13 protein-coding genes and 1 other annotated feature are annotated in these 17,003 nt (G+C 40.2%); of the genes, 9 read left to right on the top strand and 4 right to left on the bottom strand.

What is annotated here, in order from left to right:
- The first annotated feature begins 37 nt into the window (after nt 1–37).
- From MKZ26_RS08175 to MKZ26_RS08165, 3 genes are all read left to right on the top strand, one after another.
- Nucleotides 38–739, top strand: coding sequence for an amino acid ABC transporter permease (locus MKZ26_RS08175; RefSeq protein ID WP_338653165.1), 702 nt, complete (start codon nt 38–40; stop codon nt 737–739).
- Between the two features lie 17 nt (nt 740–756).
- Nucleotides 757–1,479: an amino acid ABC transporter ATP-binding protein gene (locus tag MKZ26_RS08170; RefSeq protein ID WP_067206907.1), complete on the top strand. Its 723-nt coding sequence runs from the start codon at nt 757–759 to the stop codon at nt 1,477–1,479.
- Nucleotides 1,480–1,636: 157 nt separating this feature from the next.
- On the top strand, nt 1,637–2,089 hold the full coding sequence (locus MKZ26_RS08165; protein WP_340765654.1) for an SRPBCC family protein: 453 nt from the start codon (nt 1,637–1,639) through the stop codon (nt 2,087–2,089).
- Nucleotides 2,090–2,284: 195 nt separating this feature from the next.
- Here MKZ26_RS08165 and MKZ26_RS08160 read toward each other — a convergent pair whose 3' ends face one another.
- Together MKZ26_RS08160 and MKZ26_RS08155 are read right to left on the bottom strand one after the other, a co-directional pair.
- Complete coding sequence (locus MKZ26_RS08160) at nt 2,285–2,932, bottom strand: CPBP family intramembrane glutamic endopeptidase (RefSeq protein ID WP_187047813.1); 648 nt, start codon at nt 2,930–2,932, stop codon at nt 2,285–2,287.
- 297 nt (nt 2,933–3,229) lie between these two features.
- On the bottom strand, nt 3,230–4,198 hold the full coding sequence (locus tag MKZ26_RS08155) for a ring-cleaving dioxygenase (protein ID WP_067206916.1): 969 nt from the start codon (nt 4,196–4,198) through the stop codon (nt 3,230–3,232).
- Nucleotides 4,199–4,598: 400 nt separating this feature from the next.
- On the opposite strand from MKZ26_RS08155, the gene MKZ26_RS08150 reads away from it, so the two are divergent.
- The 4 genes from MKZ26_RS08150 (at nt 4,599) to MKZ26_RS08135 (ending at nt 9,606) form a co-directional block, all read left to right on the top strand.
- The gene (locus MKZ26_RS08150; RefSeq protein WP_340741681.1) at nt 4,599–5,687 is read left to right on the top strand and encodes a branched-chain amino acid aminotransferase; all 1,089 of its coding nucleotides are present in this window, start codon (nt 4,599–4,601) and stop codon (nt 5,685–5,687) included.
- 138 nt (nt 5,688–5,825) lie between these two features.
- Nucleotides 5,826–7,892 (top strand): catalase, encoded by a 2,067-nt coding sequence (locus MKZ26_RS08145; RefSeq protein ID WP_340765650.1) that lies wholly within the window; start codon nt 5,826–5,828, stop codon nt 7,890–7,892.
- Between the two features lie 189 nt (nt 7,893–8,081).
- On the top strand, nt 8,082–8,888 hold the full coding sequence (locus MKZ26_RS08140; RefSeq protein WP_340765648.1) for an HAD family hydrolase: 807 nt from the start codon (nt 8,082–8,084) through the stop codon (nt 8,886–8,888).
- Between the two features lie 244 nt (nt 8,889–9,132).
- A complete protein-coding gene (locus tag MKZ26_RS08135; RefSeq protein ID WP_340765647.1) occupies nt 9,133–9,606 on the top strand; it encodes a YjdJ family protein in 474 nt (157 codons plus the stop codon).
- A 795-nt stretch (nt 9,607–10,401) separates the two neighbouring features.
- Here the strand turns inward: MKZ26_RS08135 and serA are convergent.
- Both serA and MKZ26_RS08125 read right to left on the bottom strand, forming a co-directional pair.
- Nucleotides 10,402–11,988 carry a phosphoglycerate dehydrogenase gene (gene serA / locus MKZ26_RS08130; RefSeq protein WP_067206939.1) on the bottom strand — a complete coding sequence of 529 codons (1,587 nt, stop codon included), beginning with the start codon at nt 11,986–11,988 and terminating at the stop codon, nt 10,402–10,404.
- Nucleotides 11,989–13,149: a pyridoxal-phosphate-dependent aminotransferase family protein gene (locus tag MKZ26_RS08125; protein WP_340765644.1), complete on the bottom strand. Its 1,161-nt coding sequence runs from the start codon at nt 13,147–13,149 to the stop codon at nt 11,989–11,991.
- Nucleotides 13,150–13,208: 59 nt separating this feature from the next.
- Nucleotides 13,209–13,437 (bottom strand) — a binding site (T-box leader).
- Between the two features lie 154 nt (nt 13,438–13,591).
- Here MKZ26_RS08125 and MKZ26_RS08120 point away from each other — a divergent pair.
- Nucleotides 13,592–14,608, top strand: a complete 1,017-nt coding sequence (locus tag MKZ26_RS08120; RefSeq protein WP_340765642.1) for an LLM class flavin-dependent oxidoreductase — start codon at nt 13,592–13,594, stop codon at nt 14,606–14,608.
- A 124-nt stretch (nt 14,609–14,732) separates the two neighbouring features.
- On the top strand, nt 14,733–16,769 hold the full coding sequence (locus MKZ26_RS08115; RefSeq protein ID WP_340765640.1) for a prolyl oligopeptidase family serine peptidase: 2,037 nt from the start codon (nt 14,733–14,735) through the stop codon (nt 16,767–16,769).
- Nucleotides 16,770–17,003 lie beyond the last annotated feature (234 nt).

The raw sequence follows: 17,003 nt of genomic DNA, 5'->3' as shown, positions 1-17,003 counted from the left end.
AGTGATTGAATTGGTTTTCCTAGATTTTCTGGATTTAATGGATATTAGATGGGAAATGATATGGAATTATCGCGAATTATTCATTCGTGGAATTGGAATTACTTTAGCACTCACCGTAGTTGGCTATTTGGGAGGCTTTGTATTAGGCTTATTCGTGGGTATGGGGAAATTATCCAAGAAAAAGTGGATCTATTATCCATCCAAATACTATGTCGACTTTTTCCGTGGGACGCCATTATTAGTACAAATTTTATTAATACATCTAGCACTTATTCCAGGGATTTTCGGTCACTCATTGGGTTATTTTGTATCAGGTGCACTTGCGCTTGTTTTAAATAGCGCTGCATACAATGCGGAAATTATACGTGCGGGTATTCAGTCGATTGAAAAAGGGCAAATGGAAGCGGCAAGGTCTCTTGGAATGACGCAAAATGTAGCGATGAAAAATATTATTCTACCGCAGGCTTTTAGACGGATGGTTCCACCACTTGGGAATGAATTGATTGCCCTTCTAAAAGATTCATCATTAGTTACGATTATCGCAGCTAATGATTTATTGTACGCGGGGAAAGTAGTGGCCGGAGCTTATTCAAGGTTTTGGGAGCCCTATCTTACGGTTGCAATACTTTATTTGTGTCTAACTTTCGTTTTCGGTAAAATTATTTCGTATGTAGAAAAACGCTTCAGTAATAGCTATGTTCCAATGCAAAGAAAGAAAATGTTCTCAACTCGGCGTTAAGGTAGGAAGGTGATCAAATGATTAAAGTGGAAGGCCTCTATAAGTCTTTTGGGAAATTGGAAGTGTTAAAAGGAATCGATTATGAAGTGAAAGAAAAAGAAGTCATTTGTGTTATCGGTCCAAGTGGTTCTGGGAAAAGTACATTTTTACGCTGTATAAATTTGTTGGAAGATATTACGGCCGGCAACATTTTTATAGACGGAGTTAAAGTAAATGACCCGAAAACGGATATCAATGGAATCCGGAAAGATGTGGGTATGGTGTTTCAACAGTTTAACCTGTTCCCGCATATGCGTGTAATCGATAATATCACTATTTCTCCGCGGAAAATCCGGAAAATGAATTCTGCGGAAGCGGAAAAACTAGCTCATGAATTGTTGAAGAAGGTCGGACTAGCTGATAAAGCGAATTCTTATCCCGAACAGTTATCGGGTGGTCAAATGCAACGTGTTGCAATTGCAAGGGCATTAGCGATGCAACCTAAAATCATGCTATTCGATGAACCGACTTCTGCACTCGACCCAGAAATGGTGAAAGAAGTGCTGGATGTTATGAAACAGCTTGCAATTGAAGGGATGACAATGGTCGTCGTCACGCATGAAATGGGCTTCGCGAGAGAGATGGGCGATCGCGTGATGTTTATGGATCAAGGAATAATCGTAGAAGAAGGTATACCTGATCAAGTATTTAATAAACCCAAAAACGAACGAACAAAAGCATTTTTAAGTAAAGTGCTTTAGTTTGGACTAATCTTGCAAGCTGGAATCAAGGAAAGCAGATAGGCGATGTATGTTCGCTTATACTGTTTTCCTTTTTTATGAAGGAATTAGTGAATCTTCTTGTGTGGTAAAGTGAAATATATAATACAGGTAAGCAAATTTTTGTGAGGTGATTTTTATGATGAAACAGTGGACGAAGGAAATAGAGATTGATGCGCCAATTGAGCAAGTATGGAATTTTTTTAATGGTTCTTTAGAAAATATGCAAAAAATCATGCCACAAGTAGTTGAAAATAAACCTATTACAATAACAGATGGAATGGTTGGAAGTGTGTATTTACAAAAATATAAAGAAGGAAAGCGCGTTATGGAGTACCAAATAGAAACGTTAGAGTATGACGATTCCCCAAATGCGAAAAAGTTAAAGGTAGGTTTTACACTTGCTAATATGTTTGATATTACGGCGCGCTACGAGCTGGTCAATCTCACTGATCACAGAACCTCTTTAACCTATACTGCGACGAATCGTCCGTTAAAATGGTTCATGAAATTATTTTTACTGTTTTCCACAGACAAGATTGTAGTGGAATTTTTACAGCGGGTAAAAGAGGTAGCTGAATCGGAAAACTAAACTATCGATCCTCTCACAGAAACTAACTGGATGATGGAGTCTATACAATAGAAAAGACCGTCCCACGGGGAATGGCCTTTTTATCATGATGAGTACCAATATGATTTGAGGGCAACACAACATACACCGAATTCAATGGGATTCTTTATCCCAACAAATAGAGTAAATTACTTAGGGGATATTTGGTGGGGCCAATTACAAAATATAGTTCAAGTAAACCAACATGATTCCAAGATCAGCTAGGATATGACTAATAATTGATGCGCTGATTGAATTCAATTTGTATCTAAAGTAGCCCCACATAAGACCTGCTATAAATACTGGAATAACAGCAATGAAATTAAAAGGAAATGCGAAAATTGAAAAGAGAGGAACTAGATGATATAGACTATAAAAAAATGATGTAATCATAATCGTTTGAGCCGCACCTACTCTATCTATAAGGCGCTTATACATAACATCTCTCCAATAGAGCTCCTCCAAAACAGGATTGATGAAGATGAGGAAAATAATTAACCAGAAAAGGATACTTCCTGTGAAATTCCACTCCACCAAAATTTGTTTTAGTTCGCCAAGATCGAAAACTAAATTATGTAGTAGTGCAACTGCCCCGTAAATTGCTACCAAAGAAATAACACCACTAATCAGACCAACTGTGAAAGATTTGAGATTGAGGTGTTTTTTACGATTCCATCGAATACTTTTATTTCTAAAGTATAGTAGAATCGGAACAAATAAAAGCCAACCATAGAATAGGATGAAGGTAATAGGGACACTTTTGAATATGATTAAACCTAAAAAGATCATAATCGTAGGGCCAATTAATAAAACTGAGAGTTTCATCATAAATCCTCCATCTGTTTTAAGTCGTAATAAAGATCCCTATCTTTCGGGTAGCAATGACTATCATTTTAAACCGTATCCATTATATCGTATCATTTACCGATTAATTAATCAGTATAATCTACTAATTGGATTTTGAAGGATATATCGATTACACTAAACAATTTCAAGTTAGATTTTCATGGTTAACGCATAAAATATGTTCCAATAAAAAAGAAGTAACCACCAGTAATGGTGATTACTCCATATAGGAATCTTGATGTATAGAGCCAGCCATTATCTCTGCACGCAGCTCTTTTATCTACTTGTATTCAATGGTTTGATATTCGCTTCAATTGCCGCACGTTTACCTTCCAAAAACGGTGGTAGCGCAAGTGACTCACCCAATGTTTCAAGCGGCTCATCTGTTGCGAATCCAGGTCCATCTGTTGCAAGTTCGAATAGGATACCATTTGGCTCGCGGAAGTATAGTGAACGGAAATAGAATCGCTCTACAAATCCGGAGTTCGGCAAGCGTGTACTGTTAATTTTATCAATCCATGCATGTAGTTCTTCTTCGTCCTTAACACGGAAAGCTACGTGGTGAACGCCGCCTATCCCTTGCACCTCGGCAGGTAAGTCATTGCGTGGCTCAACGAACACTTCAGCGCCTGAACCACCATCTCCTACTTCCATAACAATGATGTCGTCTTGTCCTTCAACAAGAGCTGGAACACGGTTCTTCTCTGTAAACCCGAGTATTTGAAGGGCTGCGATAGTCGGTTCAGGAGTGCGGACAGTTAGCCTAACTGGACCAAGCCCGGTTATCCCATACTCAACCGGAACAGGGCTCTTATCCCATGGAGTTCCAGTCGCAGCGACTGAGTTTGTCTCATCGGAAACGAGCGTCAATTGTTGACCTTCCGCATCTTCGAAGAAAATAACATTGCGACCAGCAAATTCTGAAATGGGTGCATGTTTTACGTTAAATTCAGTAAAGCGTTCAATCCAATAATTTAGTGCAGCGTCACTTGCTACACGAAGTGATGAGTTGGAAATACTACTGACACCTGCTCGTTTTGGTCCAGCATTTGGGAAATCAAAAAATGTCAGTTCAGTTCCTGGATTCCCTTGCTCATCTCCGTAAAATAAATGATAAGCAGTTGTGTCGTCCTGATTTACTGTTTTTTTCACTAGTCGCATACCAAGTACCTCAGTGTAAAACTTAAAGTTATGCGCCGCGCTACCAGTCATTGCTGTTAGATGGTGAATGCCTTTTACGTTCATCTTTATCAATCCTCTCTTGGATAATATCTTTGTAAAGTTATCTTGAATTCAAGCTAATATTACAGCGAGAGGACGAAATTGTCAAGAGATGTGTCCCTTCGAGGGTTCAATATCCATACATATCATCTGTTTTTATCTTCATAGGTATTCAGAATGATTATTCTTTATTCTGGAAAGGGACTATAAAAAATGTGATATATTTTTATGATTAGATAGCTTATTTACGAAGAAGTTGATATAATCTATATTATTAGAAAGTTATTTACGTACATGGATAAATGAAGGAATATCGTTTAAGCGTGAGGTAACGCTTATCTTGGTATTCCTTTTTAATCACATAATATACGGAAATAGCCAAATCAGCTGGCCTGAAAATTAGACATAGGGAGATGCACACATCATGACGAACCATGTAATCACTGTCACATTGAGTGAATCAAAAAAACAACAACCACAATCAGATCAGTTGGAATTCGGAAGAGTATTTACAGACCATATGTTTGTGGCTGACTATTGTGAAGGCCAAGGCTGGACGGATCATAGAATCATTCCATATGCACCACTTGAACTGGATCCGGCGGCAACCGTTTTTCACTATGGACAAACAATTTTTGAAGGATTAAAAGCCTATGTAGGCAAAGAGGGGCAAGTATTGTTATTCCGCCCAGAAGAAAACATGCGTCGCATGAACAAATCGAGTGAACGCTTATGCATGCCAGCTTTCAATGAAGAAATTGCAATCGAAGCTTTAGAAAAATTAATTTCTATCGATAAAGACTGGATTCCAGTAACAGAAGGAACTTCCCTGTACATAAGACCATTCATGGTTGCGACTGAACCCTATCTTGGCGTTTCACCATCGAAGAAATATAAATTCATCATTATCCTTTCTCCTGTTGGATCGTATTATAAAGAAGGAATTCATCCCGTTAAAATTCTCGTGGAAAATGAGTATGTGCGTGCAGTAGCAGGCGGAACTGGAACGGCAAAAACGGCGGGTAACTACGCGTCCGGGTTAAGAGCACAAGAAATAGCAAGCAAAAAAGGTTATTCACAAGTTCTTTGGCTTGATGGTGTAGAAAGAAAGTATATAGAAGAAGTGGGAAGTATGAACGTCTTCTTCAAAATTAACGGTGAAGTTATTACACCAATATTAAATGGCAGTATTTTAGAAGGAATTACGAGGAAGTCAATCCTTCAATTACTGAGGCATTGGGATATTCCGGTTGTTGAACGTAAAATATCCATGGAAGAACTTCGTTCAGCACACCAAGCAGGTACCTTAGAGGAAGCATTCGGAACGGGAACGGCGGCAGTTGTTTCACCAATTGGAGAACTCAATTGGGGCGATGACATAATGGTAGTTAATAATAATGAAACCGGTGAATTATCTAAAAAACTGTATGAGACACTAACGGGTATTCAAACCGGTAAAGTGGAAGATTCATTCGGGTGGGTAGTTGAAGTCACTGACACGGTAAAAGTATAATTGTTTCTTCTATATAATAGGTGAAGAAAAGGGTAGCCCTTCCAAGGTGCTATCCTTTTCTTTGTATCCAGTTGGGGAAGTCCTGCATATAGTAGGGAAGCGCCTAGAATTACTAAATGGATAGCGGAAGGGGATTGTGTGGATAAATTATCACCAAACCACAAACAAGTCATAAATGAAAACAGTAAAGATAAACAGTTGGAACAATTCCGTGTGAATAATGAAGGAACAAAAATGACAACAAATCAAGCACTGAAAGTTTCGAATGACGAGGAATCATTGAAAGCGGGTATCCGTGGACCAACTTTAATGGAGGACTTTCATTTTCGTGAAAAATTAACTCACTTTGACAATGAAAGGATTCCAGAGCGGGTTGTACACGCCAGGGGATATGCAGCGCACGGGTTTTTCGAATTGTATGAATCAATGAAGGAATTTACAAAAGCAGGATTTCTGCAGGAACCCGGAACGAAAACCCCAGTTTTTACGAGATTCTCGAATGTTGTAGGGAGCAAAGGTTCTGCGGATACAGTAAGGGATGTTCGAGGATTTGCTGTTAAGTTTTATACGGAGGAAGGGAACTATGATCTTGTGGGTAACAATATTCCCATCTTTTTCATCCAAGATGGCATTAAGTTCCCGGATCTTGTCCATGCGATACAGCCTGAACCACATAATGAGATGCCGCAAGCTGCCTCTGCACATGATACGTTTTGGGACTTTGTTGCTAACAACCAAGAATCAGCGCATATGGTCATGTGGCTAATGTCAGATCGGGCGATTCCCAGGAGTTGGCGAATGATGGAGGGATTTGGTGTTCATACATTCCGATTCGTCAATGAACAAGGCAAAGGCCGGTTTGTAAAGTTCCATTGGAAACCAACACTTGGCGTACATTCGCTTGTATGGGATGAGGCACAGAAGATTTCTGGGAAAGATCCAGACTTTCAACGGCGGGATTTATGGGAATCAATTGAACATGGTAATTTTGCGGAGTATGAACTAGGTGTACAAATGATTGATGAAAAAGATGAATTCATGTTCGATTTCGATGTACTAGATGCTACAAAACTTTGGCCGGAAGAAATCGTACCTGTTAAAATATTTGGCAAGATGACGCTTAATCGTAATGTTGACAACGTCTTTGCGGAAACAGAGCAAGTTGCATTCCACCCGGGTAATGTTGTACCTGGAATTGATTTCACAAATGATCCACTTCTACAAGGTAGATTGTTTTCTTATTTAGATACACAACTCATTCGCCTCGGGGGACCGAATTTCACTGAGATTCCTATCAATCGTGCCGTCTGTCCATTCCATAATAATCAGCGAAATGGCTATAGCCGTCAGAGAATTGATGTTGGGCAGGTCAGTTACCATAAAAACTCGCTTGCGGATAATACACCGTCCACTTCTACTGCGAAAGAAGGCGGATTCGTCCATTATGCAGAAAAAGTGGAAGGGCGTATCATTCAAGCAAGAAGCGATTCATTCAAAGATTTCTTTTCTCAGGCTAGGCTATTTTGGAACAGTATGTCGCCACCAGAGAAGCAGCATATCACTGATGCATTCATCTTTGAAGTTGGAAAAGTGACTAGTAAAAGTGTGAGACAGCAAGTTGTTGACATGTTTGCCAATGTGGATGAAGAATTGGCAGTCCATATCGCAGATGGTGTCGGGGTAAACCCTCCTACTGGCAAGCAAGTGAACGTCAAGGCCTCATCACCGGCACTCAGTCAGCAAAATACGACGAGAGTCCCTTACACGTTGAAAGTCGGCGTGCTGATTGGCAATGATTTTAATGGTGCAGAAGTGAAAAGAGCTGTCAAAACGTTAAGGAAATATGGCGTCACTGTGGATATTGTTGGTGAAAAACTTGGCACAGTGAGGGGTGCGGATGGCCTTAATGTAATCGTTAATGAAACATTCCTTACAATGGATCCGGTTTTATTTGATAGCTTATATGTTGTTGGTGGTACGGCTGAAAATCAAGCAAAATTCAATTCCAATATCCAATACTTTATTAACGAATCGTTCAAGCATTATAAACCGATTGGATTTGCATCGACAGGTCTTCCTTTCTTTGAATTATCAAATGCGAAGGCGGGGCCAGGAATTGTCTTCGCGACGGATAATCCCGATTTTGATGATGATTTTGTAAAAGCAATCGCACAGCAACGCTTCTGGGACAGAGAAATTTATTGAAGAATGGCCGCTCCGATTAGAAATAGGGAGCGGTTTTTTCTTTGACTAGGAAATTATAAAATCGCGTACTGTGGATAAACACCAAGAGAAGCTATTTCACGTCTAGACTCTAGCGCTTTTGTTCTTACTCGTTAAACTAGTCTGAAATCATGTATACTAGTTTATAAAGCAGATAGGGGATGATTTCTTATGATAAAAGCGATTATTTTTGATTTGGATGATACATTATTATGGGATAAAAAAAGTGTAGAAACCGCATTCGAAAAAACATGTGAACATGCAGCCCAAGTACATGATCTTAATCCTGCTAAACTTGAAGAAGCTGTCAGATTGGAAGCGAGAAAGCTTTACGAATCGTATGATACCTATGAATTTACACAGATGATTGGCATTAACCCATTCGAAGGTCTCTGGGGGACATTCAATGATGAAGGGGACTATTTTCAAAAAATGAAAGCAATTGTTCCAGGCTATCGTAAGGAAGCGTGGACAAATGGACTTCAGCGAATCGGCATTAATGATGAAGACCTTGGCAGCACGTTAGCAGAATTATTCCCACAGGAACGGAAAAAGCATCCTTATCTATATGAAGAAACATTCGAAGTGCTGGACAGTCTGAAAGATACATACAAACTTGTATTATTAACAAACGGTTCACCAAGTTTACAACACACGAAACTTGAAATTACAACCGAACTTGTCCCTTATTTTGACCAAATCATCATCTCAGGCGCATTCGGAGTAGGAAAGCCAGACGCATCTATTTTTCAACATGTGCTTACTGAAAGCGGCGTAACTGCTGAGGAAGCAATAATGATAGGCGATAATCTAATGACGGATATTTTAGGAGCATCACGTGTCGGAATGCGTTCTGTCTGGATTAATCGGGAGAATAAACTGTCAAGTGAAGAAGTTGTACCGACTTATGTAATTAATCATTTAGAAAAATTATATCCTATTCTTGAAGAGTTGAATAAGAAACAGGTTGTCCAATGAGTATCAAATCTATCCTGAAGGATTGAGGATGGAGTGGACCAACTGCTTACATTACAAAACGAAAAAGCGCTCCAGTTGGTCAGCGCTTTTTTGTGTGGGATTTAAATTATGGAAATGAAAATAGTTTTGGATTGATCATCTAGAAGTAACGGAACCTTCGTATTGTGAAGAACGTATTTAGTAGAGATATTTAAGTTGTGAGTAAAGGGAAATCAGAGTTTATCGATAATTTGAGGTGGAGAAAATGTCTTTTAGGGTCATCATCCAATTGGTTTTGGCATCAATTCTTTTACTATTTTCTACTGGGGTAGCATGGTATGAAGGTAGCGCACTATTAGAGCATTCTTGGGAATGGAAACATACCGCGCTTTTTTCTGGAATAGTGAATGGACAAGTGGAAAACGCAAGCGATATTCTGTCAATTGATTATTTTATGTATGCAGCTAAATTTGCACCTGTATTTCCTTTGCTAATGTTGTTAAGTGGGACATATCTCATAATCCTCCTGGGGTATATCTTATTCAAACGTAACCATAAGGTGTTCACATATTACCTTGCTTCTATTGGTGTTTTATTCCTGGTATTAGGCGGTTTCCTGTCTAATTCTCCAACTAGCGGTTTGAAAATCATTTTCGCTAGTCTTTTGTTTATCGGTATTTTATTTTTAGTTATTGCGTCGGTTAGACTAGTTAATAATAAGGCTAAAGAAATAAGTTAGCTTTATTTCACACCTGTTAATTAAACAAAATTAACCAGTGAATGACGTGATCACCTACTGGGCGCTACGTGTATAGTTGCATTTGGGCTGCTTTGGATTGAATGACGTCTATATCATTATCGAGAGGTCTGTATGTATAGGGATGCGACTTTGTCGCATCCCTATACACTCTTTTCGGTAATCGTATGGTGGCCCTTCATCCGGCGCGCTCCAAATGCATAAGTACACGAAGTGCAGATACTTTTTGGGACGAAAGAATAGCTGGCTTCTTACCTGGAGAAAAGCCGCCAAAGATGCAATTTTGGCGGCTGAAACTTTCTATAGGGTTTTCCCTTTTGTATTAGTGAAGGAGTGTCACTTTCTATAAGATATCACAAGATTAGGTGCATACACTTTGTTAGAAGTAAGCAAGAAACACATTGTACAACGTGCCAGAGTGACCGAAATTGCATCTTCGGGCACTTACAATCTCTTTAGAAAATCATCTATTCGTTTCTTTCAAACATACCTGCATTTTTCACTTGAACATTGTAGGTATGCGACAGGCAACTATTCGCAACAGGATTACTGAAAAGAGTGTGGCTAGAAGTGACGGAGTCACTTCTAGCCACACTTGCCTCACGGTAAATATGTCGTGATTAATTCGCCGAAAGCGAACCAGAAGTGGTCTAGTGAAAATGGATTTTATAACAATGAACTATAAAAAAATGGATAGAGAATCAGGTGTCATCTAAAGACTCTATCCACTTATTTATTTATTTATTTGATTCAAGTCAAACAAAATCGGAATCGTACTTACAAATCAATCGCGATAACATCAAAGATATCTTCAAGCTCTTTCAAACGTTCTACGTTAGCCTTCTCAACATGATTATCGACAGATAGCATCATGATTGCATTACCGCCAACAGTGGATCGGCCAACTTGCATCGTTGCGATGTTGATGTTTTCGATTGCTAGTAATGTTCCGACCCGGCCAATTGCACCCGGTTGGTCTTTATGTTTAATGAACAGTAAATGGCCATCAGGTTTTACATCGACAAGGTTATCATCGACTTTGACAATACGTGCACCTAAACCATTTAGTAAAGTTCCGGCAACACGTCTTACTCCATTCGTTGTCGATACTTCAACCGTAACTAAATTTGAAAAACCTTTCGATGTAGACGTTTTATGTTCATTAACCTTGATGCCGATACGGTCTGCCAAAAACTTGGCGTTGACATCATTGACATGGTTTCCAAGATTGCGTTTCAACAGGCCTTTTAGCGTGTTGCGTGTCAAAGGACGGACATCAGATTCAGCAAGCTGCCCTGAGTAATAAATATTTACTTCCTCGATAACACCCTCTGCTAAATCAGATAAGAATACGCCCAACTTTTCAACTAAGTCAAAGAATGGTTCAACTTTAGCCAGCGCTTCTTTTGAAACAGAAGGAAGATTAACAGGGTTTTGCACCGCACCACCGTTTAAGAAAGTGACAACATCACGGCTAACATCAATTGCAACGCTTTCTTGCGCTTCAATCGTACTTGCACCTAAGTGTGGAGTCGCGATGACTTCAGGAAGTGTCAGCAGTTTATGGCCAACAAATGGTTCCGTTTCAAAGACGTCGAGTGCAGCTCCTGCAACTTTCTTCGATACGATTGCATCATACAACGCATCTTCATCGATAATACCGCCGCGTGCGCAGTTAATGATTTGAACGCCGTCTTTCATCAAATTAAAGGCTTCTTTATTGATCATATGTCGCGTTTCTTTCAAAAGTGGAGTATGAACAGTAATAAAGTCTGCTGCTCTTAGTACTTCTTCGACAGTTCCCGCAGTAATACCCATCTTCTTCGCTTTCTCTTCTGTTAAGAAAGGATCATAGGCAATGACATTCATTCGCTGACCTTTTGCTCTTGCCGCAACTTCCGCACCGATACGACCAAGACCTACTACACCGAGTGTCTTATTTTTTAATTCAACACCAATGAATGACTTGCGGTCCCATTGCTGATTTTTTAATGAGTTGAAGGCTTGTGGAATTTTGCGCGCAAGGGACATCAGCATTGCAATTGTATGTTCAGCAGCGGAGTTCGTGTTGCCATCCGGAGCATTGACAACGATAATACCATGTTCAGTCGCTGCGTCTAAATCGATATTGTCGACGCCGACACCAGCACGCCCAATGATTTTTAACCTCGTTGCTTGTTCAATAATTTCGCGTGTCACTTGTGTTTGACTACGAACAAGCAAGGCATCATAGTTATGAATTTTAGACGCTAATTCAGCGGGTGTGCAAGTTGTGTCAACGACGATGTTTAAGCCTTCAGCCTGCCTTAATGGAAAAATACCATCTTCGCTTAACGGATCGCTAATAAGTATATTAAAAGTCATTTAGACCAACACTCCTTCGTTTAAGTAGACTTGCTGTGCAGCGGCAGTGCCTTTTCCTAATTCAATTTCTTTGCCGACTTTGAGTAAGCCGATTTCCATCGCGCTGATTGTTTGAAGGACATCTGCGGGAGAACAGTATCCCATATGGCCAATGCGGAATATTTTGCCGCTTAAATGCTGTTGGCCGCCTGCTACGATTAAGCCGAACTCTTGTTTAATCACTTTTCTAAACGCTTCTGCGTCGAAATCTTCCGGTTTAACCGCTGTGACCGTAGGAGAGGCATCTTTATCACTTGTTAATAAAGGAATACCTAATGCCCGGAAAGCGGCGCGCGTCATGTTCATCATCAAAATATGTCGTGCATTTACTTGTTCGACTCCTTCTTGATCGACAAGCTGAAGAACTTGTTCCAAGCCGAATAACAAAGATAGTGCAGGTGTGAAAGGGGTAGTATCTTTTAACAGATTGTCACGATATCTTACTAAATCCATATAGTAGCGTGGTTGTGGGTTATTCTCGATGATAGTCCAGGCACGTTCACTTGCCGCGATAAAAGCCAGTCCTGCTGGTAGCATGAATGCTTTTTGAGAACCTGTCACCAGGACATCGATTCCCCAATCATCCATTCTCGTCTCAACACCGCCAACACAGGAAACACCATCGACGACGATTAATGCATCTGACACTTCACGTACTGCCTGTGCGAGTTCCTTGATAGGATTTAATACGCCAGTAGAAGTCTCGCAATATGTAGAAAATACAGCTTTGATTTCAGGATGGTCTTGTAGATAGCGTTTAATTTCTAGGGGATTCAGCGCTTCGCCCCATTCGACATTTAAGCTTTGAACCGTGATATTGTAAGCTTCACAAATTTTTGAGAAACGCTCGCCGAATGCGCCTGTTACAATGACTAATACTTCATCGCCAGGTTTCACAATGTTTACAACAGCAGCTTCCAAACCAGCTGTTCCGCTACCTGTTAAAATAACAACGTCTTGTGTCGTACCGAAAATCCGTTGCAGACCTGGTGCGATATTTTTAAGCATATTCGATGTCTCTTGTCCTCGGTGGCCAATCATTGGTTGACTCATCGCTCGTTGTACACTTGGCGGGATGGGACTTGGTCCTGGAATCCTAAGTAGCATTTGATCTTGTAACATCTTCATTCTCCTCTCGATTTTGGGAATAAAAAAAAGCCCTCCTCCCCTTACAAATAAATGTAAGGGGCGAAAAGCTGAAATACTCACGCGGTACCACCCTTTTTACTGTCTGAAAAAAATAGACAGTCTTGGTTAGCATGCTTAACGCGCATGTGACGGATAAACCTACTAGACGTTTCAGTTTATCTATTCCAGAGTGCTACTTTACTGCGAAATCACTGATTTGCACCATCCATCAGCTCTCTTGAGATTTCAGTAGATAAAGTGTGTCTCCATCAAAATAGTTAGATTAGTTATGGAATTAGAACTAATCATAACAAATGAAAATTGAATGTCAAGCTTCATTTTATTCGAAATCACGTTTTTCTGAGTCCAATTGGTAGAGGAATCTAGTCAGGAACGGTATTCTTTCTTATAAGAACAAAATAAGGAGTGAAGAGATTTGGTTGCTGATAAAATTAAAAAGTTCAATTCGATTCCACTTTCCGTTTTGGACCTTTCTCCAATAAATGAAGGTAGCAATGCAACACAGTCCTTCAAAAATAGTGCGGAATTGGCACAGCATGCTGAAAAATTAGGTTTCAATCGGTACTGGTTTGCAGAACATCACAATATGCCTGGCATTGGAAGTTCCGCAACATCGGTACTTATAGGTCATATTGCAGGCGTAACAAAACGAATTCGCGTAGGTTCGGGCGGTATTATGTTACCTAACCATGCACCACTTGTTATTGCCGAACAGTTTGGCACACTCGAATCTATCTATCCAGGAAGAATCGATTTGGGACTTGGGCGTGCGCCAGGTTCTGACCAAGCAACTGCTTATGCACTGCGTCGCACATTACAAAGTACTGGTGACGATTTCCCGGAACAATTAGCCGAACTTCAAGCTTATTTTGAACCCGACAGATCCGCTCGTGTTCGCGCCTTTCCAGGTGAAGGACTTGATATACCCATCTGGCTTCTCGGCTCGAGCGGCTTTAGTGCACAACTTGCAGCACAGAAAGGCTTACCTTTTTCTTTCGCGAGTCATTTTGCACCTGCGTATACGTTGCAAGCATTACAGTTGTACCATCAAAACTTTAAGCCATCTAAGTTTTTGAAAGAACCGTATGCCATGCTTGGTATCAATGTCATCGCAGCGGAGACGGACGAAAAAGCGCAATGGTTGGCGACTTCACAGCAACTTCAATTCCTTGGTATCACTACGGGAATGCCATCACAATTAAGACCACCAGTTGACAATATCAATGAGTATTGGTCACCACAGCAACAAGCATCTATTAAGCAAACGCTCGATCCTCGTACAACGATTGTTGGCAGTCCCGAAACGGTTAAACGCAAGCTCGAAAGTTTCATTCAAGAAACAAGAGCGAACGAATTAATTATCAATACGCAAGTATACAGTCATGAAGAGCGCATGCGTTCGTATAGCATAATTGCAGACATGATGGATTGAATAAATAAAAGTCGCAACCTTTAATTAGGTTAGCGACTTTTTATTTAGAATAGTTATTTAATTGAGGTAGTGATATGGTAAAATATAGATGATGACATTTATAGGGGGTAATGAGGTGGGCAATATGACAAAGACAGAAACGATTGTTGAAAACTACCATGGTACTGATGTTGCAGATCCTTTTCGCTGGTTCGAAAAGCCGGAAACTTTAGAGGTGAAGAATTGGATTGATGAACAAAATGAAGCAACCCAAGACTATTTAGCAACGTATCCGAAACGGGATAAAGTGAAAGAGAAATTAACGAAATCATGGAATTATCCGAAATACTCCGTTCCGCAAAAAGAAGGGGACTATTATTATATTCATAAAAATAATGGATTACAAAACCAAGCCATCTTTTATCGGACAAAGGATATATCATCAGATGAGCTTGAGGTCATTATAGATCCGAATACGTTGAATGAAGAAGGGACGGCAGCGATAACGAATCTTGCGTTTACGAAAGATGGGAATCGCTTAGCTTACGGTGTTTCATTGAACGGAAGTGACTGGCAGGAAATCCGAATCCGCAATTTACAGACGGGAAAAGACGAAGCTGACGTCATCAAATGGTGCAAGTTTAGCAGTATTGCATGGAATGAAGAGGGAAGCGGGTTTTATTATAATCGATTCCCTGAACCTGGGACGGTCGATTCAGAAGATGAGAGTAACTATAACCGCGTTTACTGGCACACGGTTGGTACAGTCCAAGAAGAGGACATTCTGGCATATGAAGACACTGAGGATAAAGAGTTATCTTTTAATCCAATACTCTCTGATGATTATCGTTATTTGATTTTATCAGTATGGAAAGGAACAGAAAATAAAAGTCGTATCTATTATCGTGATGAACAAGCCGATGCAGGATTTGTTCATTTACTAGCAGACGATGATGGGGAATATTCGTTTATTGGAAATGAAGGGAAACTCTTTTATTTCACGACAAGTTATGATGCCCCAAAAGAAAAAATCATTGCTGTTCATTTGGACAAACCAGGGAAAGAGCATTGGATTGATATCATTTCCGAACAGGAAGACGTCCTTACATTTGCAAAAATTATTAATGGGCAGTTTGTCGTATGCTATTTGCATAATGCCCATTACAAACTGCGTATTTATGATTTGGACGGACGGTTCCAAAAAGAAGTGTCTCTTCCTAACTACATTTCCTTATCAGGCGTGACGGGCAAAAAAACAGCGTCAACGATGTTCATAGGCTATACATCATATTTGGTGCCGACAACGATTGCACGCTATGATTTTGAAAAAGATGAATTGAATACTGTATTTAATACGTCAGAGTTATTTGTAGCGACAGGCTTCGAGACTACCCAAGTGTTTTATCCATCCAAAGATGGCACGCGTATTCCGATGTTCCTGACGCATCGAAAAGAGTTGAAATTGACGGGCGATAATCCTGTTTTGTTATATGGTTATGGCGGTTTTAATGTTAACCTGACTCCGGCTTTTTCCCCATCACAGCGTATGTGGATTGAGGCGGGCGGCGTATATGCGGTCGCGAATTTGCGTGGTGGTGGAGAATTCGGTGAGGAATGGTACAAAGCGGGAACATTGGGGCAAAAGCAAAATGTCTTTGACGACTTCATTGCCGCAGCAGAGTGGCTGATTGAACAAAACTATACGAACAGCAAGAAGCTTGCCATTATGGGCGGAAGTAATGGTGGATTGCTTGTCGCAACATGCATTACTCAGCGGCCTGATCTATATGGGGCGGCACTTTGTCTCGTTCCTGTCACTGATATGCTGCGCTATCATAAATTTACTGTGGGACGCTATTGGGTGACCGATTACGGAAATGCTGAAACAAATCCGGAACATTTCGAGTTCATGTACAAGTATTCTCCGCTTCATAATGTCACAGAAGGCGTCGAGTATCCACCGACACTTGTTACAACAGCTGATACGGATGATCGTGTGGTGCCGTGGCATGCGACGAAATTTGCAGCGACATTGCAAGCGGCACAACTAGGAAACAATCCAATTCTTCTGAGGGTGGAAAAGAATGCCGGCCACGGTCTAGGCAAACCGACTGTTAAAATAATAGAAGAACAGACGGATATGTATGCGTTCTTGTTTAAAACATTGGAGATTGAAATTTAAGTTAGAAAAGTACTGAAACAATCGTAACGGGTTCTTTTGATAGGCAACAAAATAACTAAATAGCTAGGGGAATTACAGACCTATTCGCAATAGCGGATAGGTCCCCCTTTTTTTGTATATAGCCATTCCTATGATTTTGCGATTAAAAAATGCAACAGTTTTAGCAAGAATTTTTCAATGAGATAAGTTAATAAGTTGGAATAAAGAATCCAATTGAATCTGCTCCGGCACTCG

Origin of the sequence: Sporosarcina sp. FSL K6-6792 (assembly GCF_038004885.1) — a bacterium.
Taxonomy (GTDB): Bacteria; Bacillota; Bacilli; order Bacillales_A; family Planococcaceae; genus Sporosarcina; species Sporosarcina psychrophila.
The sequence above is the reverse complement of the archived record's forward strand: the minus strand, read 5'-3'. Positions and strand labels throughout refer to the sequence as shown.

Bases quoted from the DNA above. Each gene is read 5' to 3' on its own strand.
- MKZ26_RS08150 (WP_340741681.1), top strand. From the start codon at position 4,599: ATGACGAACCATGTAATCACTGTCACATTGAGTGAATCAAAAAAACAA.
- MKZ26_RS08125 (WP_340765644.1), bottom strand. From the start codon at position 13,149: ATGTTACAAGATCAAATGCTACTTAGGATTCCAGGACCAAGTCCCATC.
- MKZ26_RS08170 (WP_067206907.1), top strand. From the start codon at position 757: ATGATTAAAGTGGAAGGCCTCTATAAGTCTTTTGGGAAATTGGAAGTG.
- MKZ26_RS08115 (WP_340765640.1), top strand. From the start codon at position 14,733: ATGACAAAGACAGAAACGATTGTTGAAAACTACCATGGTACTGATGTT.
- MKZ26_RS08140 (WP_340765648.1), top strand. From the start codon at position 8,082: ATGATAAAAGCGATTATTTTTGATTTGGATGATACATTATTATGGGAT.
- MKZ26_RS08175 (WP_338653165.1), top strand. From the start codon at position 38: ATGGATATTAGATGGGAAATGATATGGAATTATCGCGAATTATTCATT.
- MKZ26_RS08155 (WP_067206916.1), bottom strand. From the start codon at position 4,198: ATGAACGTAAAAGGCATTCACCATCTAACAGCAATGACTGGTAGCGCG.
- MKZ26_RS08160 (WP_187047813.1), bottom strand. From the start codon at position 2,932: ATGAAACTCTCAGTTTTATTAATTGGCCCTACGATTATGATCTTTTTA.
- MKZ26_RS08135 (WP_340765647.1), top strand. From the start codon at position 9,133: ATGTCTTTTAGGGTCATCATCCAATTGGTTTTGGCATCAATTCTTTTA.
- serA (WP_067206939.1), bottom strand. From the start codon at position 11,988: ATGACTTTTAATATACTTATTAGCGATCCGTTAAGCGAAGATGGTATT.
- MKZ26_RS08165 (WP_340765654.1), top strand. From the start codon at position 1,637: ATGATGAAACAGTGGACGAAGGAAATAGAGATTGATGCGCCAATTGAG.